Origin of the sequence: Sphingobacterium sp. LZ11T8, from assembly GCF_024261425.1 — a bacterium.
In the GTDB taxonomy this organism is placed as follows: domain Bacteria; phylum Bacteroidota; class Bacteroidia; order Sphingobacteriales; family Sphingobacteriaceae; genus Sphingobacterium.
Genome location: NZ_JANBZY010000007.1, coordinates 226,978 through 251,667 on the forward strand (window position 1 = coordinate 226,978; position 24,690 = coordinate 251,667).

At 40.4% G+C, this 24,690-nt stretch carries 35 protein-coding genes; 2 read left to right on the forward strand and 33 right to left on the reverse strand.

The window, feature by feature from the left end:
- Nucleotides 1-16: 16 nt before the first annotated feature.
- The 33 genes from ykgO to NLF99_RS16665 all read right to left on the reverse strand — a co-directional run bounded on the left by ykgO (nucleotide 17) and on the right by NLF99_RS16665 (nucleotide 22,354).
- Nucleotides 17-133, reverse strand: a complete 117-nt coding sequence (ykgO, locus tag NLF99_RS16505; protein WP_013665024.1) for a type B 50S ribosomal protein L36 — start codon at nucleotides 131-133, stop codon at nucleotides 17-19.
- Nucleotides 134-176: 43 nt separating this feature from the next.
- The gene (gene infA, locus NLF99_RS16510) at nucleotides 177-395 is read right to left on the reverse strand and encodes a translation initiation factor IF-1 (RefSeq protein ID WP_021071231.1); all 219 of its coding nucleotides are present in this window, start codon (nucleotides 393-395) and stop codon (nucleotides 177-179) included.
- A 73-nt stretch (nucleotides 396-468) separates the two neighbouring features.
- Nucleotides 469-1,251, reverse strand: coding sequence for a type I methionyl aminopeptidase (gene map, locus NLF99_RS16515; RefSeq protein ID WP_185213312.1), 783 nt, complete (start codon nucleotides 1,249-1,251; stop codon nucleotides 469-471).
- Between the two features lie 6 nt (nucleotides 1,252-1,257).
- A complete protein-coding gene (gene secY / locus NLF99_RS16520; RefSeq protein WP_093100387.1) occupies nucleotides 1,258-2,604 on the reverse strand; it encodes a preprotein translocase subunit SecY in 1,347 nt (448 codons plus the stop codon).
- Between the two features lie 6 nt (nucleotides 2,605-2,610).
- On the reverse strand, nucleotides 2,611-3,057 hold the full coding sequence (rplO, locus tag NLF99_RS16525; RefSeq protein ID WP_185213311.1) for a 50S ribosomal protein L15: 447 nt from the start codon (nucleotides 3,055-3,057) through the stop codon (nucleotides 2,611-2,613).
- A 110-nt stretch (nucleotides 3,058-3,167) separates the two neighbouring features.
- The gene (rpmD, locus tag NLF99_RS16530) at nucleotides 3,168-3,347 is read right to left on the reverse strand and encodes a 50S ribosomal protein L30 (RefSeq protein WP_093100390.1); all 180 of its coding nucleotides are present in this window, start codon (nucleotides 3,345-3,347) and stop codon (nucleotides 3,168-3,170) included.
- A gap of 4 nt (nucleotides 3,348-3,351) precedes the next feature.
- On the reverse strand, nucleotides 3,352-3,870 hold the full coding sequence (rpsE, locus tag NLF99_RS16535; protein WP_093100392.1) for a 30S ribosomal protein S5: 519 nt from the start codon (nucleotides 3,868-3,870) through the stop codon (nucleotides 3,352-3,354).
- 12 nt (nucleotides 3,871-3,882) lie between these two features.
- Nucleotides 3,883-4,236, reverse strand: a complete 354-nt coding sequence (rplR, locus tag NLF99_RS16540) for a 50S ribosomal protein L18 (protein WP_093100394.1) — start codon at nucleotides 4,234-4,236, stop codon at nucleotides 3,883-3,885.
- 5 nt (nucleotides 4,237-4,241) lie between these two features.
- Nucleotides 4,242-4,796: a 50S ribosomal protein L6 gene (rplF, locus tag NLF99_RS16545; protein WP_185213310.1), complete on the reverse strand. Its 555-nt coding sequence runs from the start codon at nucleotides 4,794-4,796 to the stop codon at nucleotides 4,242-4,244.
- Between the two features lie 18 nt (nucleotides 4,797-4,814).
- Complete coding sequence (gene rpsH, locus NLF99_RS16550; protein WP_229678329.1) at nucleotides 4,815-5,216, reverse strand: 30S ribosomal protein S8; 402 nt, start codon at nucleotides 5,214-5,216, stop codon at nucleotides 4,815-4,817.
- 137 nt (nucleotides 5,217-5,353) lie between these two features.
- Complete coding sequence (gene rpsN / locus NLF99_RS16555) at nucleotides 5,354-5,623, reverse strand: 30S ribosomal protein S14 (protein WP_093100399.1); 270 nt, start codon at nucleotides 5,621-5,623, stop codon at nucleotides 5,354-5,356.
- Complete coding sequence (gene rplE, locus NLF99_RS16560; RefSeq protein ID WP_185213309.1) at nucleotides 5,616-6,185, reverse strand: 50S ribosomal protein L5; 570 nt, start codon at nucleotides 6,183-6,185, stop codon at nucleotides 5,616-5,618. Before rplE ends, rpsN begins: the two co-directional genes overlap by 8 nt.
- Nucleotides 6,185-6,496, reverse strand: a complete 312-nt coding sequence (rplX, locus tag NLF99_RS16565; RefSeq protein ID WP_254529666.1) for a 50S ribosomal protein L24 — start codon at nucleotides 6,494-6,496, stop codon at nucleotides 6,185-6,187. The genes rplE and rplX overlap by 1 nt, the downstream gene beginning before the upstream one ends.
- Before the next feature lie 35 nt (nucleotides 6,497-6,531).
- A complete protein-coding gene (gene rplN, locus NLF99_RS16570) occupies nucleotides 6,532-6,900 on the reverse strand; it encodes a 50S ribosomal protein L14 (RefSeq protein WP_002997484.1) in 369 nt (122 codons plus the stop codon).
- Nucleotides 6,900-7,154 carry a 30S ribosomal protein S17 gene (rpsQ, locus tag NLF99_RS16575; protein WP_013665010.1) on the reverse strand — a complete coding sequence of 85 codons (255 nt, stop codon included), beginning with the start codon at nucleotides 7,152-7,154 and terminating at the stop codon, nucleotides 6,900-6,902. Before rpsQ ends, rplN begins: the two co-directional genes overlap by 1 nt.
- A 13-nt stretch (nucleotides 7,155-7,167) precedes the next feature.
- Nucleotides 7,168-7,386, reverse strand: coding sequence for a 50S ribosomal protein L29 (rpmC, locus tag NLF99_RS16580; protein WP_185213308.1), 219 nt, complete (start codon nucleotides 7,384-7,386; stop codon nucleotides 7,168-7,170).
- Between the two features lie 91 nt (nucleotides 7,387-7,477).
- Nucleotides 7,478-7,900 carry a 50S ribosomal protein L16 gene (rplP, locus tag NLF99_RS16585; protein WP_094257903.1) on the reverse strand — a complete coding sequence of 141 codons (423 nt, stop codon included), beginning with the start codon at nucleotides 7,898-7,900 and terminating at the stop codon, nucleotides 7,478-7,480.
- Nucleotides 7,901-7,951: 51 nt separating this feature from the next.
- On the reverse strand, nucleotides 7,952-8,734 hold the full coding sequence (rpsC, locus tag NLF99_RS16590; protein WP_094257904.1) for a 30S ribosomal protein S3: 783 nt from the start codon (nucleotides 8,732-8,734) through the stop codon (nucleotides 7,952-7,954).
- A gap of 11 nt (nucleotides 8,735-8,745) precedes the next feature.
- Nucleotides 8,746-9,177 carry a 50S ribosomal protein L22 gene (gene rplV, locus NLF99_RS16595; RefSeq protein ID WP_093100409.1) on the reverse strand — a complete coding sequence of 144 codons (432 nt, stop codon included), beginning with the start codon at nucleotides 9,175-9,177 and terminating at the stop codon, nucleotides 8,746-8,748.
- 6 nt (nucleotides 9,178-9,183) lie between these two features.
- A complete protein-coding gene (gene rpsS, locus NLF99_RS16600) occupies nucleotides 9,184-9,450 on the reverse strand; it encodes a 30S ribosomal protein S19 (RefSeq protein WP_002997495.1) in 267 nt (88 codons plus the stop codon).
- Complete coding sequence (gene rplB / locus NLF99_RS16605; RefSeq protein ID WP_093100410.1) at nucleotides 9,450-10,274, reverse strand: 50S ribosomal protein L2; 825 nt, start codon at nucleotides 10,272-10,274, stop codon at nucleotides 9,450-9,452. The genes rpsS and rplB overlap by 1 nt, the downstream gene beginning before the upstream one ends.
- Before the next feature lie 6 nt (nucleotides 10,275-10,280).
- Nucleotides 10,281-10,571 carry a 50S ribosomal protein L23 gene (rplW, locus tag NLF99_RS16610; RefSeq protein ID WP_093100412.1) on the reverse strand — a complete coding sequence of 97 codons (291 nt, stop codon included), beginning with the start codon at nucleotides 10,569-10,571 and terminating at the stop codon, nucleotides 10,281-10,283.
- Between the two features lies 1 nt (nucleotide 10,572).
- Nucleotides 10,573-11,202 carry a 50S ribosomal protein L4 gene (gene rplD, locus NLF99_RS16615; RefSeq protein ID WP_093100413.1) on the reverse strand — a complete coding sequence of 210 codons (630 nt, stop codon included), beginning with the start codon at nucleotides 11,200-11,202 and terminating at the stop codon, nucleotides 10,573-10,575.
- 5 nt (nucleotides 11,203-11,207) lie between these two features.
- Nucleotides 11,208-11,825: a 50S ribosomal protein L3 gene (rplC, locus tag NLF99_RS16620; protein ID WP_093100415.1), complete on the reverse strand. Its 618-nt coding sequence runs from the start codon at nucleotides 11,823-11,825 to the stop codon at nucleotides 11,208-11,210.
- Nucleotides 11,826-11,999: 174 nt separating this feature from the next.
- Complete coding sequence (locus NLF99_RS16625; protein WP_185213307.1) at nucleotides 12,000-13,232, reverse strand: glycoside hydrolase family 88 protein; 1,233 nt, start codon at nucleotides 13,230-13,232, stop codon at nucleotides 12,000-12,002.
- A 379-nt stretch (nucleotides 13,233-13,611) separates the two neighbouring features.
- The gene (locus NLF99_RS16630; protein WP_185217651.1) at nucleotides 13,612-13,971 is read right to left on the reverse strand and encodes a CoA-binding protein; all 360 of its coding nucleotides are present in this window, start codon (nucleotides 13,969-13,971) and stop codon (nucleotides 13,612-13,614) included.
- A 19-nt stretch (nucleotides 13,972-13,990) separates the two neighbouring features.
- Nucleotides 13,991-15,175 (reverse strand): serine hydrolase, encoded by a 1,185-nt coding sequence (locus tag NLF99_RS16635; RefSeq protein WP_308214546.1) that lies wholly within the window; start codon nucleotides 15,173-15,175, stop codon nucleotides 13,991-13,993.
- Between the two features lie 304 nt (nucleotides 15,176-15,479).
- Entirely contained in the window at nucleotides 15,480-17,138 is a 1,659-nt protein-coding gene (locus NLF99_RS16640) for a pyruvate dehydrogenase complex dihydrolipoamide acetyltransferase (RefSeq protein ID WP_254529629.1), read from the reverse strand.
- Nucleotides 17,139-17,180: 42 nt separating this feature from the next.
- Nucleotides 17,181-18,176, reverse strand: a complete 996-nt coding sequence (gene pdhA / locus NLF99_RS16645; protein WP_093100421.1) for a pyruvate dehydrogenase (acetyl-transferring) E1 component subunit alpha — start codon at nucleotides 18,174-18,176, stop codon at nucleotides 17,181-17,183.
- A 276-nt stretch (nucleotides 18,177-18,452) separates the two neighbouring features.
- Nucleotides 18,453-19,832 (reverse strand): histidine--tRNA ligase, encoded by a 1,380-nt coding sequence (gene hisS, locus NLF99_RS16650; RefSeq protein ID WP_254529631.1) that lies wholly within the window; start codon nucleotides 19,830-19,832, stop codon nucleotides 18,453-18,455.
- A 186-nt stretch (nucleotides 19,833-20,018) separates the two neighbouring features.
- Nucleotides 20,019-20,756 carry a ribonuclease III gene (rnc, locus tag NLF99_RS16655; RefSeq protein WP_185213303.1) on the reverse strand — a complete coding sequence of 246 codons (738 nt, stop codon included), beginning with the start codon at nucleotides 20,754-20,756 and terminating at the stop codon, nucleotides 20,019-20,021.
- An 80-nt stretch (nucleotides 20,757-20,836) separates the two neighbouring features.
- Complete coding sequence (gene fabF / locus NLF99_RS16660; protein WP_185213302.1) at nucleotides 20,837-22,090, reverse strand: beta-ketoacyl-ACP synthase II; 1,254 nt, start codon at nucleotides 22,088-22,090, stop codon at nucleotides 20,837-20,839.
- A gap of 27 nt (nucleotides 22,091-22,117) precedes the next feature.
- Nucleotides 22,118-22,354, reverse strand: coding sequence for an acyl carrier protein (locus NLF99_RS16665; RefSeq protein WP_079643602.1), 237 nt, complete (start codon nucleotides 22,352-22,354; stop codon nucleotides 22,118-22,120).
- A 266-nt stretch (nucleotides 22,355-22,620) separates the two neighbouring features.
- Here NLF99_RS16665 and NLF99_RS16670 point away from each other — a divergent pair, with 266 nt between their 5' ends.
- Both NLF99_RS16670 and pyk read left to right on the forward strand, forming a co-directional pair.
- Nucleotides 22,621-23,121, forward strand: coding sequence for an IPExxxVDY family protein (locus NLF99_RS16670; protein WP_185217648.1), 501 nt, complete (start codon nucleotides 22,621-22,623; stop codon nucleotides 23,119-23,121).
- A gap of 111 nt (nucleotides 23,122-23,232) precedes the next feature.
- The gene (gene pyk / locus NLF99_RS16675) at nucleotides 23,233-24,666 is read left to right on the forward strand and encodes a pyruvate kinase (protein WP_185213300.1); all 1,434 of its coding nucleotides are present in this window, start codon (nucleotides 23,233-23,235) and stop codon (nucleotides 24,664-24,666) included.
- Nucleotides 24,667-24,690: the final 24 nt, after the last annotated feature.

Consider the following 24,690-nt stretch of genomic DNA (forward strand, 5'->3'; position numbering starts at 1 on the left):
AGCGATTATGTTAAAATTAACCCTGACGTTGTTTGAACTTAGGGTTCTTTTTATTGATTACAAATACTTTTCCTTTACGACGGATAATCTTACAATCCGCACTACGTTTTTTTATTGATGCTCTAACTTTCATTACAGTAAATTTTTAAAAGCTATTTTATTGAAGAAACTTACGTTTACTTATAGCGGTATGTAATTCTTCCTTTTGTTAAGTCGTATGGTGACATCTCTAACTTCACTTTGTCACCTGGTAATATTTTAATATAATGCATGCGCATTTTTCCAGAGATATGTGCAATGATTTCATGCCCATTCTCTAATTCTACGCGAAACATCGCGTTAGAAAGCGCTTCTTTGATTATGCCGTCTTGCTCAATCGAGGCTTGTTTAGCCATATAATCTATTATTTTAAATGATGATATACCCGCAAACAGGAGTGCAAAGATAAATAAAATAATTGAATACCAACTACTTTTTATTTAAAACTTTCTCTATCGCGTCAAAATTCAAAAGCACGTCCGGACTACCTTTTCTGATCGCCACCATCTGTTCAAAGTGTGCAGAAAGCTTTCCATCAACTGTACTCACTGTCCAACCATCATCCCAGAACTTGACCCCCGCCTTACCGGCATTGATCATCGGTTCGATACAGATTACCAATCCTTCTTCCAACTTCGGACCTGAACCACGTTTCCCGTAATTCGGAACCTCAGGTTTTTCGTGCAAATGAAAACCAACACCATGTCCTACCAATTCACGAACAATCCCATAGCGATATGGTGTTACATATTCCTGAACGGCAGCTGAAATATCGCCGACACGTTTCCCTGCGATTGCTTGATCGATCCCCGCTTGCAACGAACCTTTTGTTACTTCTAACAATTGTTTCGCCTCCTCAGAAATCTCTCCTACAGCAAAAGTATAAGCAGAATCACTGATAAAACCATTCAAATTCACCCCACCGTCAACCGTTACGATATCCCCATCTTTCAGAACATAGTCACTCGGAAATCCGTGCACGACCTGGTCGTTCACAGAAATACACAATGAATAAGGAAAGCCTTGATAGTTCAAGAAAGCTGGAGTCCCTTTATGATCTTTAATAAAATCAAAGGCAAACTTATCTAGGGATAAGGTCGTGATGCCCGGTTTTACTAATCCTGCAATTTCAGCAAGTAACTGCGAGAGTACATTTGCTGACTCTCGCACTTGCTCAATTTCATCTGCTGTTTTATAATATACTTTAGACATTCAAAATTATAATGCGGATTGATCATAGCCTTCAACTGTAGTCGCAGTGCTTCTACCTTTGACGCGGCCTGTTTTCATCAACCCATCATAATGACGCATTAACAAATGACTCTCAATTTGCTGAATCGTATCCAGTACAACACCTACTAAGATCAATAGGGATGTACCACCATAGAAATGCGCAAATTGATTGTTTACTCCAAATAATGTTGCAATTGCCGGCAAGATCGCAATGATCGCCACAAATACAGCACCAGGGAAGGTAATATGTGATATTACGTTGTCGATAAACAAGTTGGTCTCATAACCTGGCTTAATGCCCGGAATAAAACCACCGTTCTTCTTCATGTCCTCAGACATCTGCTGTGGGTTCACCATAATCGCTGTATAGAAGAAGGTAAATGCAATGATCAACAAGGCAAATACCACATTATACGTTACGGATGTATAGTTACTCAACGAGTTCAGGAAATCTGACTGGACGTTCGGGAAGAACTGGGTCAACGACATCGGTAAAAACATAATCGCCTGAGCGAAAATGATTGGCATTACACCCGCCGCATTTACCTTTAAAGGAATGTATTGACGCACACCACCAATCTGTTTGTTACCAACGATTTTCTTCGCGTATTGTACAGGGATCTTACGAACACCTTGTACAACCAAGATCGTGAAGATCACGACGAAAAACAGAGCGACAAACTCCAATAACAATGGAATAGGACCACCACCACTCGGGCTCATTCTGGATGCCCACTCTGCAGTAATACCTGCAGGAAGCTGAGCAATAATACCAGCCATAATGATTAATGAAATACCATTACCAATTCCTTTATCGGTAATCTTTTCACCTAGCCACATCACAAACAATGTACCCGCTGTCAAAACAACTGCTGATAGAATGGAGAACATTGGATCCGCAATAGTCTTAGCTTCTGGTCCGATTTGAGTCTTCACATAGGCTACGGCTTGAACCAACGTAATCGCTACGGTAAGGTAACGAGTGATGTTGTTCATTTTCTTACGGCCAGATTCACCTTCTTTCTGCATCTTTTGAAAAGCAGGAACAGCAATCCCCAATAGCTGAACTACGATAGATGCCGAGATATAAGGCATAACACCAAGAGCAAAGATCGCCGCACGGGAGAAGGATCCCCCAGCAAACATATTGATCAAGTTCATGATGTCATTACCACCTTCTCTGTTTACTACCAACGCTTCTGGATTGACACCTGGTAAAACCACGTGACAACCAACGCGGTATATTAAAAGAAATAGTAACGTATTAAGAATACGGTTACGTAATTCTTCTATCTTCCATATATTGGTTAAGGTTGTGATTAGTTTCTTCATGTATTATTACAATTTAACGATAGAACCACCTGCTGCTTCGATAGCTTTTTGTGCTGAAGCTGAAAATGCATGGGCCTTTACTTCTACTTTTGCGCTGAACTCGCCACGACCTAAGATTTTAATCAAGTCATTTTTTGAAACTAATCCGTGCTCTTTCAAAGTATCGAAATCTACAGTGGTTAAGCTGTATTTCTCAACGATAGCTTGTAAAACATCTAAGTTAACACCTACATATTCTACACGGTTGATGTTCTTAAAACCAAATTTAGGTACACGACGTTGAAGAGGCATTTGACCACCTTCGAAACCGATCTTCGTAGAGTTACCTGAACGGGAACCTGCTCCTTTGTGACCACGTGTTGATGTACCACCACGGCCAGATCCTTGTCCACGACCAATACGTTTTTTAGTTTTAATTGAACCAGCTGCTGGTTTTAGATTACTTAAGTTCATTTTTAATCAAATTGTGCTACGCCTTCGCTCTCACTAAACAGGCCTTAGCATTCCATAAATTTATTAACAAAGAATGGAAAGGAAGTGAGTATCCTTTCCATCTATTCTTATTAAATGGACTCTACAGCCACTAGGTGGTTCACTTTACGAACCATACCAATGATTGCTGCTGTAGCTTCAACTTCTACCGAATGGTTGATCTTTTTCAAACCTAATGCTTCGATAGTTTTCTTTTGGCGCTCGCTTCTGTCGATAACGCTCTTTATCTGGGTGATTTTAATTTTTGCCATGATATTAACCGTTAAATACTTTGTTTAAATCGACACCACGTGTTTGCGCTACTGTATAAGCGTCACGCATATTAGCTAATGCATCGATTGTTGCTTTTACCACGTTGTGTGGGTTTGAAGAACCTAATGATTTTGCTAATACGTCTGTAATGCCTGCAGACTCCAATACCGCACGCATAGCACCACCTGCCAATACTCCGGTACCACTTACAGCTGGTTTGATCAAAACTGAACCACCTGAATATTTACCGTATTGCTCGTGAGGTACTGTACCTTTGATAATAGGAACCTTTACTAAGTTTTTCTTTGCATCATCGATACCTTTAGTGATAGCTTCAGTAACCTCTTTAGCTTTTCCTAATCCGTATCCTACGATACCGTTCTCATCTCCAACTACAACAATAGCTGAGAAACTGAAGGTACGACCACCTTTGGTCACCTTGGCTACGCGCTGGATGCTTACTAAGCGATCTTTTAATTCGATTTCGCTTGATTTTACTCTTTTAATATTGCTTAATGCCATTTTCTTCTTTAATTAAAAGTCTAAACCGCCTTCGCGAGCACCTTCAGCCAATGATTTGATACGGCCATGGTATAAGTACCCATTACGGTCAAAAACTACTTTGCTAATTCCTGCTGCAACCGCTTTCTCAGCAACTAATTTACCTACTTCTTTCGATTGATCTACTTTGTTTCCTGATCCAGCAAACTCTTTTGACAAAGTGGATGCTGAAGCAATTGTTTTACCAGTTGTATCGTCGATGATCTGTGCGTAGATGCCTTTGTTACTTCTAAAAACCGTCAAACGAGGACGTTCAGTTGATCCAGCCAGGTGTTTTCTAATTCCTTTTTTGATTCGCTCTCTGCGAGTTGATTTAATTCCTGCCATGGTTATTATTTTTTAGCTGATTTACCTGCTTTTCTTCTCAATACTTCACCTGCAAACTTGATACCTTTACCTTTGTATGGCTCTGGCTTACGGAAGCTACGGATTTTCGCCGCTACTTGACCGATCAATTGTTTGTCGATAGATTCCAAAGTGATAGTTGGGTTCTTACCCTTATCAGCAGTTGTTGTTACTTTAATTTCCTGTGGCAATACGAATACAATCTGGTGAGAGAAACCTAAAGTTAACTCTAGCGTATTACCTGTGTTTGCTGCACGGTAACCAACACCAACTAGTTCTTGGGTAGTTTTGTATCCCTCGGTTACACCTACAACCATATTGCTCAATAGGGCGCGGTATAATCCATGTAATGCTTTGTGCTTCTTTTGTTCTGTTGAACGTGACACTACGATATTACCATCTTCTTCTTTAACGGTAATGTCGCGGTCTACTTGTTGTGTTAATTCACCTTTAGGGCCTTTAACAGTTACCAGATTCTTATCTGATACTGTAACCGTTACACCAGAAGGTATAGCGATAGGCGCTTTTCCAATTCTTGACATTCTGTGCTTTTTCCTAGATTAATAAATGTAACATAAAACCTCTCCACCAACGTTTTGTACGGCAGCTTCTTTGTCTGACATTACTCCTTTCGAAGTAGACAAAATCGCAATTCCTAAACCGTTTAATACACGAGGGATGCTGTCAACACTTGCATACTTTCTTAAACCAGGTTTACTCACACGTGTCAATGTGCGAATAGCCGGTACTTTGCTAATTGGATGGTATTTCAAGGCAATCTTGATGGAACCTTGAGGACCTTCTTCAATAAATTTGTAGTTAGCAATGTAACCTTTGTCGAAAAGAACTTTTGTGATTTCTTTTTTAAGGTTCGATGCAGGAATTTCAACAACCCTGTGGTTGGCCTTGATGGCATTCCTTACTCGGGTAAGGTAATCCGCTATTGGATCTGTATTCATTATGTATAAAATTGTGATAATGGTTTCCATGACTAACCGAAGCCACAGACCTTTTATCGGTTAAAATATTGCATTGCAAAAAAAACCCGATAAACCACAGTTCGTGGTTTATCCGGGCAAAAGTAATTATATTTTTTTGATTACCAAGAAGCTTTTTTCACTCCCGGGATTTTTCCGTCTAAGGCCATCTCACGGAATGTTACACGGGAGATACCGAATTGACGCATATATCCTTTTGGACGTCCAGTTAATTTACAACGGTTGTGCAATCTTACTGGTGACGCATTCTTTGGTAATTTATCTAAAGCTGCATAATCACCTGCTGCTTTTAAAGCCGCACGTTTCTCTGCAAATTTTGCTACTAATTTCTGACGCTTTACTTCGCGTGCTTTTAATCCTTCTTTAGCCATTGTTATTCGTGTTTTGGTTTTTGAATGGTAAACCGAATTGTTTCAATAATTCTAAAGCTTCGATATCGTTCTTAGCTGAAGTTACGAAAGTGATATCCATACCTTGGATCTTGTTGATCTTGTCAATGTTGATCTCAGGGAAGATGATCTGCTCAGTAATACCCAAATTGTAGTTACCATGTCCATCAAATCCTTTATCGTTGATTCCACGGAAGTCACGGATACGTGGTAAAGAAACCGCGATTAAACGATCTAAGAATTCGTACATATTGTTGTCACGTAAAGTTACGCGAGCACCAATTGGCATACCTTTACGCAATTTGAAGTTCGAGATATCTTTCTTGGATTTCGTAGGAACTGCTTGCTGACCAGTGATCGTCGTCAATTCTGTGATAGAGTTGTCGATCAATTTCTTGTCTGCTGTAGCGGCACCAATACCTTGTGATACTACGATTTTCTCCAGTTTAGGAACTTGCATAACGCTCTTATACTGGAATTTTTCCTTAAGCGCTGTACGGATATCTTCCGCATATTTCGCTTTTAATCTTGGTACGTAAGTCATTATTTAATTTCCTCCCCTGATTTTTTTGCGTAACGAACTATTTTACCATCTGCATTAACTTTACGTCCAACACGGGTAGGATTACCTGTCTTAGGATCGATTAAAGCTAAGTTAGAGATGTTGATTGCAGCTTCTTTCTCGATGATACCACCGTTCGGGTTAGCTGCGCTAGGTTTAGTGTGTTTCTTAACAATGTTAGCGCCTTCAACAACCGCTCTGTTAGTTTCAAAAATAACTTGTAATACTTTACCTTGAACACCTTTAGAGTTACCAGCGATAACTTTCACTAAATCTCCACTTTTGATCTTGATCTTGTGAGTAGTTTTGTTTGTTTTCTTTGCCATAATTATAAAACCTCCGGTGCTAATGATACAATTTTCATGAACTGTTTCTCACGCAATTCTCTGGCAACTGGGCCGAAGATACGTGTTCCGCGTGGTTCATCGTTATTATTTAACAATACTGCAGCGTTGTCATCGAAGCGAATGTAAGAACCATCTTTACGACGGATCTCTTTTTTCGTACGTACTACAACTGCTTTTGAAACTGATCCTTTTTTCACGTTTCCTGAAGGTAGTGCGCTCTTAACGGTAACAACAATTTTATCACCGATAGATGCATAACGCTTGCGCGTACCGCCTAACACACGGATTACTAAAACTTCTTTAGCTCCGCTGTTGTCAGCTACATTTAGTCTTGATTCCTGTTGTACCATTATTTAGCCCTTTCTAAAATTTCTACTAATCTCCAGTTCTTAGTTTTACTCAGCGGACGTGTCTCCATAATTAATACCGTATCGCCGATACCGCAGGTATTTTGTTCGTCATGAGCTTTAAATTTAGTAGTTTTCTTAACGAATTTACCGTAAATAGGGTGCTTTACTTTACGTTCAACAGCCACTACGATAGATTTGTCCATCTTGTTGCTAACTACTAAGCCGATTCTTGTTTTTCTTAAATTTCTTTCCATTTCGACTTTAATTTTATGCCTCAGCGGCTGTTTCAGATTTTGCTGCATTAGTACGCTTTGAAATCTCGGTAGAGATACGAGCGATAGTTTTGCGAGCTGCTTTGATCACGTTTGGATTCTCAATAGCAGAAACAGCATGTGCAAATTTCAATTTGTTCAAGGCAGCTTTCTCTTCAGCAAGACGAGCTGTTAAATCCTCAGTTGATAATTCTACGATTTCTGAATTTTTCATTTTTCAATTTGTTGTGCCGGGTTATCTCGAGTGTTAAACGGCCTTACTGGTAACGGCAGTAAGGCTGAACTCTTGACATTACCGACGATTATTATGCTTCAACGTAATCTCTACGTATCACAAATTTCGTTTGAACCGGTAATTTTTGTGCAGCTAAGCGTAATGCTTCTTTAGCGATTTCCAATGGAACGCCTTCTGCCTCAAATAACATACGGCCTGGGCGCACTACGGCTACCCAATATTCTGGAGCACCCTTACCTTTACCCATACGTACCTCTGCAGGTTTCTTGGTAACAGGTTTGTCAGGGAAAATGCGGATCCAAACTTGTCCTTCACGCTTCATATAACGTGTTACCGCAATACGAGCTGCCTCAATCTGACGGCTTGTGATCCATGCTGGTTCCATTGATTTGATACCGAAAGATCCGAAAGCTAATTCCGCTCCACGAGTGGCATTACCTTTCATGCGGCCTTTCTGCATCTTTCTGAACTTCGTTCTTTTTGGCTGTAACATGTTCGTATTTTTTTAAATCTGTTGAACAGATAATCTAAATCTTGTTATTAATTAATCTCTTTTACCTCCACGGTTGTTGTCACGGCGTCCGCCACGGTTTCCACCGCGACCTCCACGGTTGTCACGACGGTTGTTGTTATCACCACCTTCGTTGCCACCACGTGATTTTACGCCTGATGCTTGACCAATGTTTGGAGATAAATCTCTCTTACCGTAAACTTCACCTTTACAGATCCAAACTTTTACGCCAATCTTACCGTAAGTTGTCAATGCTTCTGCTAATGCATAATCGATATCTGCACGCAATGTGTGTAGAGGAGTTCTTCCTTCTTTGTACTGCTCGGTACGTGCCATCTCAGCACCACCTAAACGACCTGAACACATTACCTTGATACCTTCTGCTCCCATACGCATTGTAGATGCAATCGCAGTCTTCATTGCACGACGGAATGAAATACGTGCCTCTAATTGCTTAGCAATGCCTTCTGCAACTAGTTTTGCGTCTAATTCTGGGCGTTTGATCTCAAAAATGTTGATCTGAACATCTTTCTTAGTTAATTTCTTTAACTCTTCTTTGATCTTATCAACTTCTTGACCACCTTTACCAATTACGATTCCTGGACGTGCAGTATGGATCGTTACAGTGATACGTTTCAACGTTCTCTCAATAACAACTTTTGCTACACCGCCTTTTGCGATACGTACAGAAAGATATTTTCTTATTTTTTCGTCCTCAACCAACTTATCAGAATAGTTGTTGCCTCCGAACCAATTAGAATCCCATCCTTTGATGATTCCTAATCTGCTACCTATTGGATTTGCTTTTTGTCCCATTCTTAATATAATTAGTTGTTAACGTTATTAATACTGTCTACTACCAAAGTTACATGGTTTGAACGCTTGCGAATTCTATAGCCACGACCTTGTGGTGCTGGACGTAATCTCTTCAATTGACGACCGCCACCTACAGATACTTCCTTAACAAACAATCCACCGTCTTCTACTGAAGAACCTTCGTTGTGAGCTTCCCAGTTCTTGATCGCTGATAATAATAATTTCTCAACGCGGATTGAAGCTTCTTTTCCTGAATGTTTAAGGATGTAAAGAGCGTTCTCTACTTTCTGTCCACGGATAAGATCCACTACTAGACGCATCTTACGAGGTGAAGTAGGGCAATTCAATAACTTGGCAGTAGAAGCTCCTCCTACTTGAGCTTTTGCCTGCTCCTTGCGCTGCTTAATTAAAACAGACTTTTTGAGTTTTTTTGTTGCTTCCATTACCTATTATTTTTTCTTTTCTGCGTGGCCTCTGAAAGTACGCGTAGGCGCAAATTCACCAAGCTTGTGACCAACCATATTTTCTGTTACATAAACCGGAATGAATTTATTCCCGTTGTGCACTGCGAAGGTATGACCAACAAAATCAGGTGAAATCATTGATCTACGAGACCAAGTTTTGATTACTGATTTCTTGTTTGTTTCATTCATAGAAAGAACTTTTCTTTCTAAGTTGTGATCGATATAAGGACCTTTTTTAATTGAACGAGCCATTATTTTTTCCTTCTCTCAATGATGTAACGATTCGATGTTTTCTTCTTGTAGCGTGTTTTGTAGCCTTTAGCTAATACACCTGTGCGTGAGCGTGGGTGACCTCCTGATGAACGTCCTTCACCACCTCCCATAGGGTGATCAACCGGGTTCATCGCAACACCACGAACTCTAGGACGACGACCTAACCAACGTTTACGACCTGCTTTACCCAATACTTGGTTTGCTTTCTCTGCGTTCGATACCGAACCGATCGTAGCAACACATGTCAATAAAATCATACGAGTCTCGCCTGAAGGCAATTTGATAATAGCATACTTACCATCACGTGCAGACAATTGTGCATATGTACCTGCTGAACGTGCAATGGAACCACCTTGTCCTGGATTCAACTCAATGTTGTGGATGATCGAACCCAATGGGATGTTTGCCAATGGCATAGTATTACCTACTTCTGGGGCTACTGATTCGCCTGCAATCACTGTCTGACCTACTGTTAATCCAGCTGGTGCAATGATGTAACGTTTCTCTCCATCTGCGTAGTGCAATAAAGCAATACGTGCAGTACGATTTGGATCGTACTCAATGGTAGCAACTTTTGCAGGGATATCTTTTTTATCGCGTTTGAAATCTATTAATCGGTATGATTTTTTGTGTCCCCCACCGATGTAACGCATAGTCATTTTACCGGAGTTATTACGACCACCTGATTTCTTGATGCTAACTACTAATGATTTCTCAGGTACGTTAGTTGTAACGTCTGAATAATCAGCACCTACTCTGAAGCGAGTACCAGGGGTAACCGGTTTGAATCTTTTAACTGCCATTTCTTATTATAGTGTACTGTAAAAGTCAATAGTTTCACCATCTTTAACTGTAATGATGGCCTTTTTATATTTAGGGCTTCTTCCGGATACAAATCCTGCTTTAGTGTAACGGCTTTTTGCCTTACCTGCAACAACTGCTGTGTTTACTGCTAATACAGTAACACCAAACATTTGCTCTACTGCAGCTTTGATTTGAATCTTGTTTGCTCTATGATCTACTTTGAAAGCGTAACGGTTTAATTTTTCCGTTAACAATGAAGCTTTCTCAGTTAAAATAGGTTTTTTGATAATCTCCATATTATTTAGCGAATGCTTCCTCCAAAGTTTTAACAGAATCAGCAGTTAACAATAATTTCGTAGCGTTCAATACATCATATGTATTCAAATCTGATGCTACGATAACTTTTGCTTTCTTCAAGTTTCTGCTTGATAAATAAACATTGTTATTGTATGCTGGCAATACTAATAAAGTTTTCTCGTCAGCAAGGTTTAACGCATTAACTAAAGCAACGTAGTTCTTAGTTTTGATCGAATCGAAGTTAACTTCATCCAATACCACAACATTGTTCTCTTGTGCTTTGTAAGATAATGCAGATTTACGTGCTAATTGCTTTAATTTTTTGTTCAATTTGAAGCTATAGTCACGAGGTTGAGGACCGAATACACGACCACCACCGTTAAACAATGGAGATTTGATAGAACCCGCACGAGCACCACCTGTTCCTTTTTGTTTGTGTAATTTACGAGTTGAACCCGCGATCTCATTACGTTGTTTTGATTTGTGTGTACCTTGGCGTTGGTTCGCTAAGTATTGTTTCACATCTAAATAGATCGCATGGTCGCTTGGCTTTACACCGAATACTGACTCAGGAAGTTGCACCTTGGCACCTGTTTCTTTTCCTGATAAATTTAATACTTTAACTTCCATCTCTACTATTTGTCTACGATTACATATGAACCCTTAGCTCCTGGTACGGAACCACTAACAACAATTAGGTTTTGTTCTGCGTAAACTTTCAAAATCTGTAAGTTTTGAACTTTTACTCTCTCGCCACCTGTACGACCCGCCATACGCATTCCTTTGAATACTCTTGAAGGCCAAGATGAAGCTCCCAATGAACCCGGTGCACGTAGTCTGTTGTGCTGACCGTGAGTCGCACCACCTACACCACCAAAGCCATGACGCTTCATTACACCTTGAAATCCTTTACCTTTTGAAGTACCGACTACATCTACGTACTCGCCTTCTTCAAATAAAGTAACATCAACGATGTCTCCTAGTTGTTTCTCATCTGTGAAAGTTTTGAATTCAACTAGTTTACGCTTAGGACTAACTCCTGCCTTTGCAAAATGTCCTTTTAGAGGAGCCGTCGTGTTCTTTTCCTTAGCTTCATCAAAGCCAAGTTGAACTGCCGAATAACCATCCTTCTCTTCCGTACGTATCTGCGTAACCACGCACGGCCCAGCCTCGATTACTGTACAAGGGATATTCTTCCCTTCAGCATTGAACAGGCTGGTCATTCCTACTTTTTTACCAATAATTCCTGACATGTTATAAATTAATTAATTAAACGTCCATCGAAGCAGTAGGGCTTCGCTCAAGACACAATTCCCCATTTAGGGACTGCAAAAGTACAAACAATTTTATAACTATCAAACAGTTAGTCAATTATTTTTAAAAAAAATAGCCCCGGTTTTTTTCCGGGGCTCCAAATATTCTGCTTTTTATATTTTTATGGCAGGGCCTCCATCCAAAAGTCGCTGATACCGAACCAAGGCTTCTACATAATAATAGTCCGCATAGGTCAAGGGTACATCAACCTCTGAATCCAATGGCAATGCCCCTACGCTATGTTCCAATAAGTAGCCTCCATTCGTGCCCTTCTTCGCAAAATATGCGCTAGAAGACAAACTTTTAAGCATGCCTTCTGCCTTGCGCAGATACGTTGTCGATTCTTTGCCCTTGGTATATTGGGAGAGCTCGATCAATGCCGATGCCGTGATCGCTGCAGCTGAGGCATCCCTCAGGCTTCTCCTGGAATAGGTTTTATTGTCCGCAGGAATCTTATCCTTATCAAAATCCCAATACGGAACCAGGTCTTCCGGAAGGTTAGGGCTCTTCAATATATAATCCGCAATCTTTTTCGCCTGATCTAAATAGGCCTTATCCTTGGTTTCCCTGTACATCATCGTATAGCCATACAGACCCCAAGCCTGTCCCCTCGCCCATGCGGACTCATCAGCCGCGCCCTGTGCGGTTTGCTTGGCAAGCACAGATCCTGTCTGAGGATCATAATCGATCACATGGTAAGAACTGTTATCCTTACGGAAATGGTTCTTGATGGTTGTGTTTGCATGGGTGATCGCTATATCGGAATATTTTTTGTTGCCGGTGGTCTTTGCCATCTGCATCAGGAACTCTAGGTTCATCATATTGTCAATGATCACGGGGAATTTCCAAACATTATGGTCCCAGGAACGGATGGTCTTGGTCGTCGGGTTAAAGCGGCTGCTCAATGATTCGGCTCCATTCTTCAGGATCGGCTGGTATTTGCTACTGTCACCTGTCAATCTCAATGCATTTCCAAAACTACAGAAAAGCATAAAGCCTAAATCGTGGGTCCCTTTATTGAACTGTTCTTTTTCGAGATCCTTTAACTTATCAAGGCCTGCCTGTTTGAGTTTAGGATCCGAGGTAGCTTCTCCAAGGTAAAGTAAGGTGCCGGGGTAAAATCCAGAACACCACCAACCAGAATTGGAGAATTCTTGCTTGCCAGCTTCAAAAGTTTTTGGAAATTTATGCTCAGGAACAACGGAAACTAAATTTTGGTATTGTTCAGCGGAAGCCTTAAGCTGATCATCAATAAATTTGGAACTCAGTTTCAGGTCATGCTCCTGCCCGACTGAAACCTGCAATGAAATCAAGCAAACGGCTAAGGTTGAAAATAGGCCTTTCATATCTACGGTTTTTTATAAATTGTAATTCTTTAGGAATAACAAAATACTCATATAAAAACAAAAAATAACAATTATTTACTACAACGTTTTCATATTGGGTCAAATCGAACTAAATTCAAGGAACTTTCCCATGGTTTCCATGCCTATACTTATTTAAGATTTCAGTATCCATCAAGCACCCTCGACTAGATTTGGACCTTGTTCGGGACACATTCGGAATTTTCGCAAAATGAGTGAAGCCAAATCGATCGTATATTCGGAGCAAACTGCAAGATTTCCCGAACATGCCTCGAATGAGACCCGACCATGACCTGGAAAAATCCAATAAAAAAGGACAATGAAAAATCATTGTCCTCTTAATAAATCTTTAAGTTCTGGATTAGTATTGTCCTGTATTCAGCATCACTAAAGTACAAGCTTCTACGACTTCAATCCCATTGGCTCTAGCTTTGTCAGCTAGCTCTGCATTTTCTGCACCTGGATTGAAAATAATACGCTTCGGCTTGGTCTTCAAGATATAATCATAGTATTGAGGCTGATTTTGCGGACCTACATATAAGGTCATCGTATCTATGTCAGTATGAATGTCCTCTGCAGGTTCGATCTCTACGCCAGCAACTTTCCCAGTTTTACGTCCAACATTCACGATTGGATGTCCTTTTCTAGCCAATTTATTGGCAACCAAATACGAATATCTTGCCGGGTTGGTACTCGCACCTAAAATCAAGGTCTTTTTCATATATTGTTGTTAGGTTTTCTTAATTTACTAATTCTCCACTTGAGTTATATGCATTTTGTCTCAAAATAGGCATTTCTAAGATTTTATACAAATCATCGAGGTGATTCAAACTGCCATTTGCCATATTTGTTAACAAAACAATGGTCACATCGTTTTTCAGGTCGCGCACATAAAGGCTCTTGAAGCCATGCCACCAACCCGTATGATAGACGATAGGATTTTCGGGCGGACTAAAGGTACGCCAACCGTAACCATAACTGAATAGGCTGCGTTTTGCATCGCTTCTAGGCAAATACATCGAATCAAGAGTGGTCTTGTTCACCAAACGGCCTTCATTGATTGCCCTGTCCAATAGGTACATATCCTGGACGGTACTGTAAATACCCTTGTCACCGACCGGACCATCTAAATAATTTCGCACTACCGAACGACGCCATACCTTATCATGTCCCATTACATTGGAAGGAGTTTTCTCGTACACGGCAGTAGAATATACCGCTGTATGCTTCATCCCTGCAGGATCGAAGATATTTTCCTTCATATAAACTGCAAAGTCTTTCCCCGTTACTTTTTCAATAATCGATGCAAGGACCATGAAGTTTGAGTTATTGTAATGGAACCTGCCATCTGGTGCTCCGTAGCGGTTAGGGTGTTTTTCGATCAATAAGCTCATAGCATCCTGATTGGACATCGGTTTCTTGCGGTCTGGCCATGCTTCCTCCGAAAAGTAAACATAGTTTGGCAATCCCGAACGATGAGATAGCAGTTGGGCAATGGTAATCCCAGGATATGGGAAGTCAGGATAGAAATCGTTGACGGTATTTTCCATCTTCAGCTTTCCTTCCTGCACCAGCTTCATCACGCCTAATGCCGTGATAGGCTTGGACGCAGAAGCCAGCTCGAACTGCGAATTGATGTTCAGGCTATCTTTCAAAAGGTAATCTGCCCAACCAAAGGAATTCTGGTAAAGAATCTTTCCTTTTTTGGCTACCAATACATTCCCGTTAAATGCGGATTTCTTGTGTAGGTTTTGCATGAAAGCATCAATCTGCTTATCTGCTTTTGTGGAATCATAAATCAGTGCTACACTATCTTTTTTGGCCTGATCTATTTTTATCTCTTTTTGTTTTGCTTCTGGCGAAGAACAGGAGAACATCGCAAATGTCCCCAACCCCAATACGAATAATAAATTTTTTATTGACACGCTCCTAATCTGATTCTTTTAATGCTTATAATCTCTAATGATTATCAAGACAAATTACTATATATTGTGACAATTTACAATAAAAATTAGCTTTCTTTTGATAAAACTATAGTTACATTAAAGTATTGCCCCATTATCGATATTAATTCCTGATAATTAGTAAACGGTTCAATTTTTCACTTATTGCAATTCGGCAAAAAATAAGGAAAGACATTTTAGGAGTTATGTTCTTTATGATGGAGGGCAGTATAAACACAAAAGCCAGCAAGATCTGCTGGCTTTTGTGTTTTTATGGATGCTTCGATTACGCTAATAAACGGATCGGAGCTTCGATAAGTCCTTTTAGAGTTTGAAGGAATTGAGCACCGGTAGCACCATCGACTACGCGGTGGTCACAACCTAATGTCAACTTCATGATGTTTCCAGGGACAACAGCTCCGTTTTTCACAACCGGAACCTGTTGGATAGCACCTACCGAAAGGATAGCGCCATCAGGTGAGTTGATGATCGATGTGAATTCATCGATACCAAACATACCTAAGTTAGAAACAGTGAAAGTTGATCCTTCCCAATCTGAAGGCTGTAGTTTTTTAGCTTTTGCTTTTTGTGCAAAGTCTTTCACTTCAGCAGAGATATGGGATAGTGATTTACCGTCAGCAAAACGAACCACTGGAACCAATAGACCATCTTCAACAGCCATGGCTACACCAATGTTTGTATGCTCGTTGTAACGGATCTTATCACCTAACCAAGATGAGTTCACGTTAGGGTGTTGTTTCAAGGCAACGGCTACCGCTTTTACAACGATATCGTTGAATGAAACTTTCACTGGAGCTACCTCATTGATCTGCGCGCGTGCAGCCATTGCATTGTCCATATCTACACTGATAGTCAGGTAGAAGTGTGGAGCAGTGAACAATGACTCAGACAATCTGCGAGCAATCGTTTTACGCATTTGGTTAACAGGTTTCTCAGTGAAACGCTCTTCGCCAACAAATTGAGGTAAGCTGATTGTTTTTGCTTCAGACTCGGCAGCTGGTGCAGCGGAAGCCGAAGCAGCAGGTGCTGCAGAAGGTTTGAAGTTTTCAACGTCTTTTCTTACGATACGTCCGTTTTCTGCAGAACCTTTCACTTGGCTCAAGTCAATACCTTTTTCCTTAGCAATTTTCTTAGCTAAAGGAGAAGCTTTGATTCTTGAATCACTTGATGAAGAGGATGCAGCAACAGGTGCATCAAACTTGCTTTCTTGAACAGCTGGTTTATCTTCTTCTTTCTTAGATTCAGATTTGGTACCTGCTGAAGATTTTTGGTTCAACAAAGGCGTTACATCGGTTCCTGCAGGACCTACGATAGCAATGATATCATTTACTTTCGCAGCTTGTCCAGCTTCTAGACCAACATATAACAAGGTACCATCAGCATAAGCCGTAACTTCCATAGTCGCTTTATCAGTTTCTACGTCCGCAATAGCATCGTCTGATTTAATGGTATCCCCTACTTTGAAGTTCCATTGAGCGATTACCCCTTCAGTCATGGTATCACTCAATAAAGGCATGGTAATAACAGTAACACCTAAGTCTTCTGCCGTTACATTGCTTCCTGAATCAGCTGGAGCAGCTTCTTCAGTTTTATCTTCTTTAGTTTCTTTTTTGGATTCTTCTTTTGGCTCTTCTTTCTTCTCAGCAGCAGCACCATCTCCTTTGATCAGAGATTCGTAATCTTCACCTTCTTCACCTAACACCGCAATTACAGAATCAATTGGAACTGCATCTCCCTCTTTAGGGCCGATATACAACAAAGTACCTTCTTGGTATGATTCGAAGTCCATTGTCGCTTTGTCAGTTTCAACCTCTGCAATAAGGTCTCCTGAGTTTACTTTATCACCAACTTTTTTGTGCCATTTAGCGATTACACCTTCAGTCATGGTGTCGCTCATTTTTGGCATTCTTACTACTTCAGCCATCGTTTAGGAATGTTCTATTTTAGTTAAAGTAATTATCATTAATTAATCCATGACAAAAGGATAGTCCTCTTGTACATAAACGTCTTTGTAGATGTCAGAAGCATCTGGGTATGGAGACTCCTCAGCAAATTTCACTGATTCATCAACGATTTTCTTCACTTTTGCTTCTACTTCATCAAACCAAGCTTGATCAGCATATTTATTCTCAACAATAGCATGCTTTACAGCAATAATTGGATCTCTTTCTTTGTATTCTTCCAACTCTTCCTTGGTACGGTATTTCGCTGGGTCAGACATCGAGTGTCCTTTGTAACGGTAAGTACGGATCTCTAAGAAAGTTGGGCCTTCACCTGCACGAGCACGTTGAACGGCTTCGTCCATAGCGTTGTGAACGGCTACTACATCCATACCATCTACAGGTGCACTTGGCATATCAAATCCAAGACCCATTTTGTAGATATCCTGCATGTTTGTGGTACGTTTTACAGAAGTTCCCATCGCATATCCGTTGTTTTCACAAACGAAAATTACAGGTAATTTCCATAACATCGCCATATTCAAGGTCTCGTTGAAAGCACCTTGACGTACAGCACCGTCACCCATATAACAGATGTTTACATTGTCTGTTCCTAAATATTTCTCTGCAAAAGCAATACCTGCACCTAAAGGAATCTGACCTCCTACGATACCGTGCCCTCCCATGAACTTATGTTCTTTGGAGAAGAAGTGCATCGAGCCGCCTTTACCTTTTGAACAGCCTGTAACTTTACCAAACAATTCCGCCATACAAGCATCTGCAGACACTCCCTTTGCCAAGGCATGGGCGTGGTCACGATATGCTGTAATCAAAGAATCTTCTGGTTTGATCACTGACATGGTACCCGCTACTACAGCTTCTTGACCAATGTATAGGTGACAAAATCCACGAATCTTTTGCTGTCCATAAAGCTGTCCAGATTTCTCTTCAAATTTGCGCATGAGCAGCATGGATTCATACCACTCTAGGTAGGTTTCTTTTGTTATAGGTGTTGAACTCATTTCTAAGTATTGAATTTCTTTACTAAACTGACCACAAATTTAATCAATATTAACGAGATTTTTGATAATTTTTAGTTTACATTTCACTGTTTTATACGGATTATGTCAAAATAATACCACAATCCGCAGCTCGCTCAGCAACTCCTCCTCCAATATGGAACAGACTAAAACATTGGCAAGAATGAATATATGGGGTTCATAATGGACTATCCGCCGCTGTAGTTTCTTGCGATAAAATAAAAGGCAAAAAAAAGCGGTCTCTTAGGACCGCTTCTATTATTTCAATTTTTCTATTAACTCCTCTATGGTCAATTTTTCCTGAACACCACTTTCCATGTTCTTCAAGGACAACTGACCTGATCCTGCTTCCTCATCTCCTACCAAAAGGACATAAGGTATTCCCTTGGAATCAGCATAACTCATCTGTTTCTTTAACTTCACTGCTGCTGGATAGAGTTCCACGGCAACACCTGCTTCTCTCAATCTATACAGCAAAGGCAAGGTATAGCCTTCTAATGACTCTTCGAAATTAACGATCAGCAGTTTTGTTCTTTCAGAACCTTCCTGAGGGAATAGATTTAATTCTTCCAAGACATCATAGATACGGTCTGCTCCGAATGAAACCCCTACCCCTGTTAGGTCTTTCAGCCCGAACATCCCAGTAAGGTCATCATAGCGGCCACCGCCTCCGATGCTTCCCATTTGCACCTCATTGGTTTTCACCTCAAAAATACAACCTGTGTAATAGTTCAACCCTCTGGCCAAGGTGATATCCACTTCGACGATCTTTTCAAGAAGATCTGCACGTCCAAATTTATTCAGGTATTCGAAAACTTCCTCAAGTTCAGCGATCCCATTCATTCCTACTTCTGAATTTGAAAGCACGGACTTCATGGATGCTAGCTTATCGGCATTGGAACCTTGCAATTCGATGATCGGTTTAAGGACCGCTAAATCCTCATCCGTGAATCCTCGTTCAAGCAATTCTTTGTTCACCCCATCCAAACCTATCTTGTCTAGTTTGTCAATGGCTACCGTCATATCCACGATCAGCTCAGGTTTTCCTACCACTTCGGCAATTCCTGAAAGGATCTTTCTATTGTTAAGTTTTATGTTGAAATCCTTCAGACCCAGTTTCGCCAAGGCTTCATTATAGATCAGGATAAATTCTGCTTCGTTCAATAAAGAGCTAGAACCTACCACATCCACATCACATTGGTAAAATTCTCTGTAACGACCTCTTTGCGGACGGTCGGCACGCCAAACCGGTTGGATCTGGAATCTTTTGAAAGGAAGTGCAATATCGTTTTGATGCATCACCACATAACGGGCAAACGGTACGGTCAGATCATAGCGCAAAGCTTTTTCAGAGATATGTGAAATCAAGCTGGTCGAGTTCTTTGCTTCCAACAGATCTGCTGGAGCCTTGCTCATGTAGTCACCTGAATTCAAGATCTTGAAAATCAATTTGTCGCCTTCATCACCATACTTACCTGTCAAAGTACTTAAATTCTCGAATGAAGGGGTCTGGATCTCGGAATAACCGTATTTCCTGAAAATAGATTTTAACGTATTGAAAATATGATTACGCTTATCCATTTCAAGGGGCGAAAAATCACGAGTACCCTTTGCTAAAGATGGTTTAATTGATGCCATAGCCGCAAAGATAGACATTAGACATGAAATAATGGATGGGAGATTTGAGATTTGAGTATGGAGATATCATCCTAATCAAAATCTTTGCGATGCTCAAATCATTAAAACAATGGAATCAATAAGTATGATTAAAAACGATGGCTTATCAGATTTGATATCTCAAATCTAACCTCTCATATTTCAATACTACTCTTCGAATATCTTCAAATATTCGCAAGCGCGTTCTGCAGCGATCTTTTCAGCGCTCTTTTTATTGAAGTCACGTCCAAGGCCACATTCCTCGCCATCAACGACAGCTACCACAGAAAACATCTTATTGGACTCACCTTCTGGGTTATCGACCTGCATAAAGCTGATTTCTTTGTTGTTGTGTTGGCACCATTCGATCAAGCGGCTTTTGAAGTTTGTTTCGGTCACTTCCAGTGTTTGAATATCGACATGGGGCTTGATAATGCGAGACAAGAGAAATTCCCTTGTAAAGGTGTAACCTTTGTCGAGATAGACAGCACCTACCAAGGCTTCAAAGGCATCTCCGAGAAGAGATCCTTGCTTGTTTGGATAACTGATCATTCGGGCATCGAATTCAATCATCTCATTAAAACCTAACTTACGGGAAAGTTGGTTCAGGTTTGCCCTGGATACGATCTTTGAGCGCATCTCGGTCAAGAACCCCTCATCCTTGTATGGATAGAGCTTGAAGAGCAATTCAGCTACCACCGATCCTAAAACCGCATCGCCTAGGAATTCCAAACGCTCGTTACTGTTCTTGACGCCATCCTTGATCATGACCGCTACAGACTTATGTCTGAAGGCCATTTGGTACAGGCGTACATTGCCAGGTACGAAACCAAGCAAGTTCTTTAGTTTTCGAACGTAATTTCGATTTGGAGACAGATATAGATTATAGACCTGTGTGATAGGCATGGTAACTATAAATAACAAATAGGTAGTTGAAAAATGCAACTACCTATTTAAATGTTTAGCATGGTGAAAATGAATACATTTTAACCATTATACTTTTTCACAATAATTGTTGCATTATGGCCTCCGAAACCGAAGGTATTACTCAAGGCAGCATTTACAACTCTTTTTTGTGCTGTGTTGAACGTGAAGTTCAGTTTGCTGTCAATTTCAGGATCATCCGTGAAGTGATTGATCGTTGGAGGTACAATATCATTTTTGACTGCCAAGATAGAGGCAATAGCTTCAACCGCACCTGCAGCACCTAGAAGGTGACCTGTCATGGATTTGGTAGAACTGATATTCAGATTATAAGCATGTTCACCGAATAGGTCAACGATAGCTTTGGTTTCACTAACATCTCCCACCGGAGTTGATGTTCCATGGACATTGATGTAATCAATATCGGAGAAATCCATTCCAGCGTCCTTGATTGCCATTGTCATGGCTAATTTAGCTCCCAATCCTTCCGGGTGAGAAGCAGTGATATGGTATGCATCTGCACTCATTCCACCACCTACAACCTCAGCGTAAATTTTCGCTCCACGCGCTAATGCATGCTCTAGGCTTTCCAACACAATTGCTCCGGAACCTTCGCCAGACACAAATCCATCACGATCTTTATCGAATGGACGAGATGCTGTCTTAGGATCGTCATTCCTGGTAGAAAGCGCGTGCATCGCATTGAAACCTCCGATACCAGCTTCATTGATAGTCGCTTCGGAACCACCGGTGATAATAATGTCGGACCTTCCCGAACGGATGTAAGTGAAGGCATCGATCATTGCATTGGTAGCCGAGGCACAAGCAGAAACTGATGAGAAGTTTGGACCTTGCAATCCATGGCGCATAGAAATATGGCCAGGAGCTAAATCGATAAGCATTTTGGGAATAAAGAAAGGATTGAACCTAGGCGTTCCATCCCCTTTGGAATACTGTGCAACTTCCTCAGTGAAAGTTGTTAACCCACCAATTCCAGAGCCCCAAATTACACCAATTCGCGTCCTGTCTAATTTATCGAAATCTAAACCTGCGTCTTTTACTGCTTCATCGGTAGATGCAATAGCATATTGGACAAAGGGATCCATCTTACGGGCTTCTTTACGGTCCATATAGACGTGCGGATCAAAACCTTTGACTTCGCAGGCAAACTGTGTTTTGAATTTTGACGCATCAAAGTGCGTGATAGGAGCGGCTCCACTTACACCGTTTATTAATCCATCCCAGTATTCTGAAACGGAATTACCAATAGGTGTAAGTGCGCCTAATCCTGTTACAACTACTCTCTTAAGCTCCATTTATGATGTTTGGCCTAATAAAATTAGTTAGTTAACGTTTTTTTCTAAGTAAGCGATTGCTTGTCCTACAGTACTGATGTTTTCAGCTTGGTCATCAGGAATTGCAACGTTGAATTCTTTCTCGAATTCCATGATCAACTCAACTGTATCAAGTGAGTCTGCACCTAAATCATTCGTGAAAGAAGCCTCTGGTGTCACTTCATTTTCGTCTACACCTAACTTTTCTACGATAATTGCTTTTACTCTTGATGCGATATCTGACATGATTTTCTAGTTTAATTGTTTAATAAATCTGTGCAAAGAAAAAATAAATATTCCCAAAAATCAAATCTTTTTGACTTTTGAAACTAAATAAAGAACAAAGTCATCTTAAATAAAGTTTTTAACACCTTATTAATTAACCTTAATCCAATAATACTAAAACAAATAAAGTTTTACAAACTTAATGCATATTTAATGATATTTTTACTTAACCTTCAAACTTAAATGCAGTAAAAACGTAATTTTGTAAATCATCAAAACAAATTGACTTGAGCAAAATAACCTTTAAACTCGAAACTGACTTTGACCTGGAACTCGATTTTGTCCTAATTGGGATCAGTTCGGTTTTGAGAGATTATCGACTTTGCCACTTTATCAACAAGCATACCGGACTCCAGCTGGTCTACGGGAAGGAAGATTACACGGACCATAACGGCCACAACAAGGAAAAACCCAAAGACGAACTGGATTACCACATTCTTTTTGAATCCAAGAAAAACAAACCCGTCGTAAAAAATCACTACAACATCTTCAGGTACCATAACCAATCTTTCGAATTTGAATTCTATTTGCTGAGCAACCGCTCGGTCGAAGGTGCCGCGTTAATACCTGAAATTAGTAGCTTTGATTACTTCCTGATGATCAAACATTTTATCGACGAGGAGGATTTAGATGCTCTTTTAGAAAACATTAAGTCTATTCCGGAAGTTCTTTTAGTAAAAGAAATAGACCCAACAATATTGAAATCTAAAGAAAATCTGATATTTTAGCGGATTATTAAGATAGTGTATCTTATACACATAAACCTAATCATCTGCTTTAAGGGGAGAATAAAGCAGGAAATGACTTAATAGAGAATATAAATTTAAAATTTAATTTAAATGGATAAACTAAAAAAGCGGACCAAAATTGTTGCCACACTAGGTCCGGCTTCTTCAAAAAAAGATGTTTTAACCCGTATGATTGCAAAAGGGGTAGACGTATGTCGCCTTAACTTCTCACACGGTTCTCAGGAAGATCACTTAAAGGTAATCAACACAATCAACGAAATCAACCAAGAACACCCTTTCAACGTAGGTATTTTAGCCGATCTTCAAGGTCCTAAAATCCGTATCGGAAAAATGAAAGAAGGTGGTGCTATCCTTGTCAATGGAAGCACGGTAGAAATGACTACGCACGAACTTATCGGTGACGAAAAGAAAATCTACATCACTTATGACAACTTCCCTAACGACGTAAAAGAAGAAGAAATCATCCTATTGGATGACGGTAAACTGCAATTGCGCGTTCTTTCAACAAACCACTTGGACACAGTAACTTGTGAGGTTGTTCACGGGGGAATCCTGACTTCTAGAAAAGGTGTAAACCTTCCTAATACAAAAGTTTCTATCCCTTCATTAACAGAAGAGGATCTAGACAACTTGAACTTCGCGCTTGACCACGGTGCTGACTGGATTGCCATGTCTTTCGTGCGTTCAGCTGAAGACATCAAACAATGTAAGGAAATCATCAAGAAAAAAGGTTCACATGCTAAGGTGATCGCTAAGATCGAAAAACCTGAGGCTATTGACAATATCGACAGCATTATCGAAGCTACGGATGCGATCATGGTTGCTCGTGGTGACCTAGGTGTTGAACTTCCAATGGAAGAAGTACCGGGACTTCAAAAAATCATTGCTCAAAAATGTCGTAACCTTTCAAAACCGGTTATCATTGCAACACAGATGTTGGAAAGTATGATCACTACCCCTCGCCCAACACGTGCGGAGGTGAATGACGTTGCTAACTCTGTAATCGATGGTGCTGATGCTGTGATGTTGAGTGGTGAAACTTCAGTTGGTGAATTCCCAGAGATCGTAATCGAGACTATGGCGAAAGTGATCACCCATGTTGAAGCGACTTCATATCCGTACTACAGCGAAAAAGAGCAGTTAGGTACTGTTCCTGTAACGCGTATTCCAGATGCAATATGTAGCTCGTCGATCTTCTTGGCAGAGAAAACCCATGCTTCAGCAATTGCTGTCATGACTTCTTCTGGCTATACTGCCATGGAAATCTCCAGCTACCGTCCTGATGCTGACATCTATGTCTTCACAGGTAACAAATCCTTGTTGCGTACGCTTAGCTTATGCTGGGGTGTGAAGGCATTCATTTACGAAAAATATGAATCTACTGATGGTACTATCCAAGATGTAAACTACTTATTGAGAGAACGTCACTTGGTAGAACCTGGCCAGATCGTAATCAACACTTCTTCTACCCCTCTTCATGAGAAAGGCAGAACGAACACCATCCGTGTTTCTGAAGTAAAATAATTACAAAACGATACAAAAAAAGAG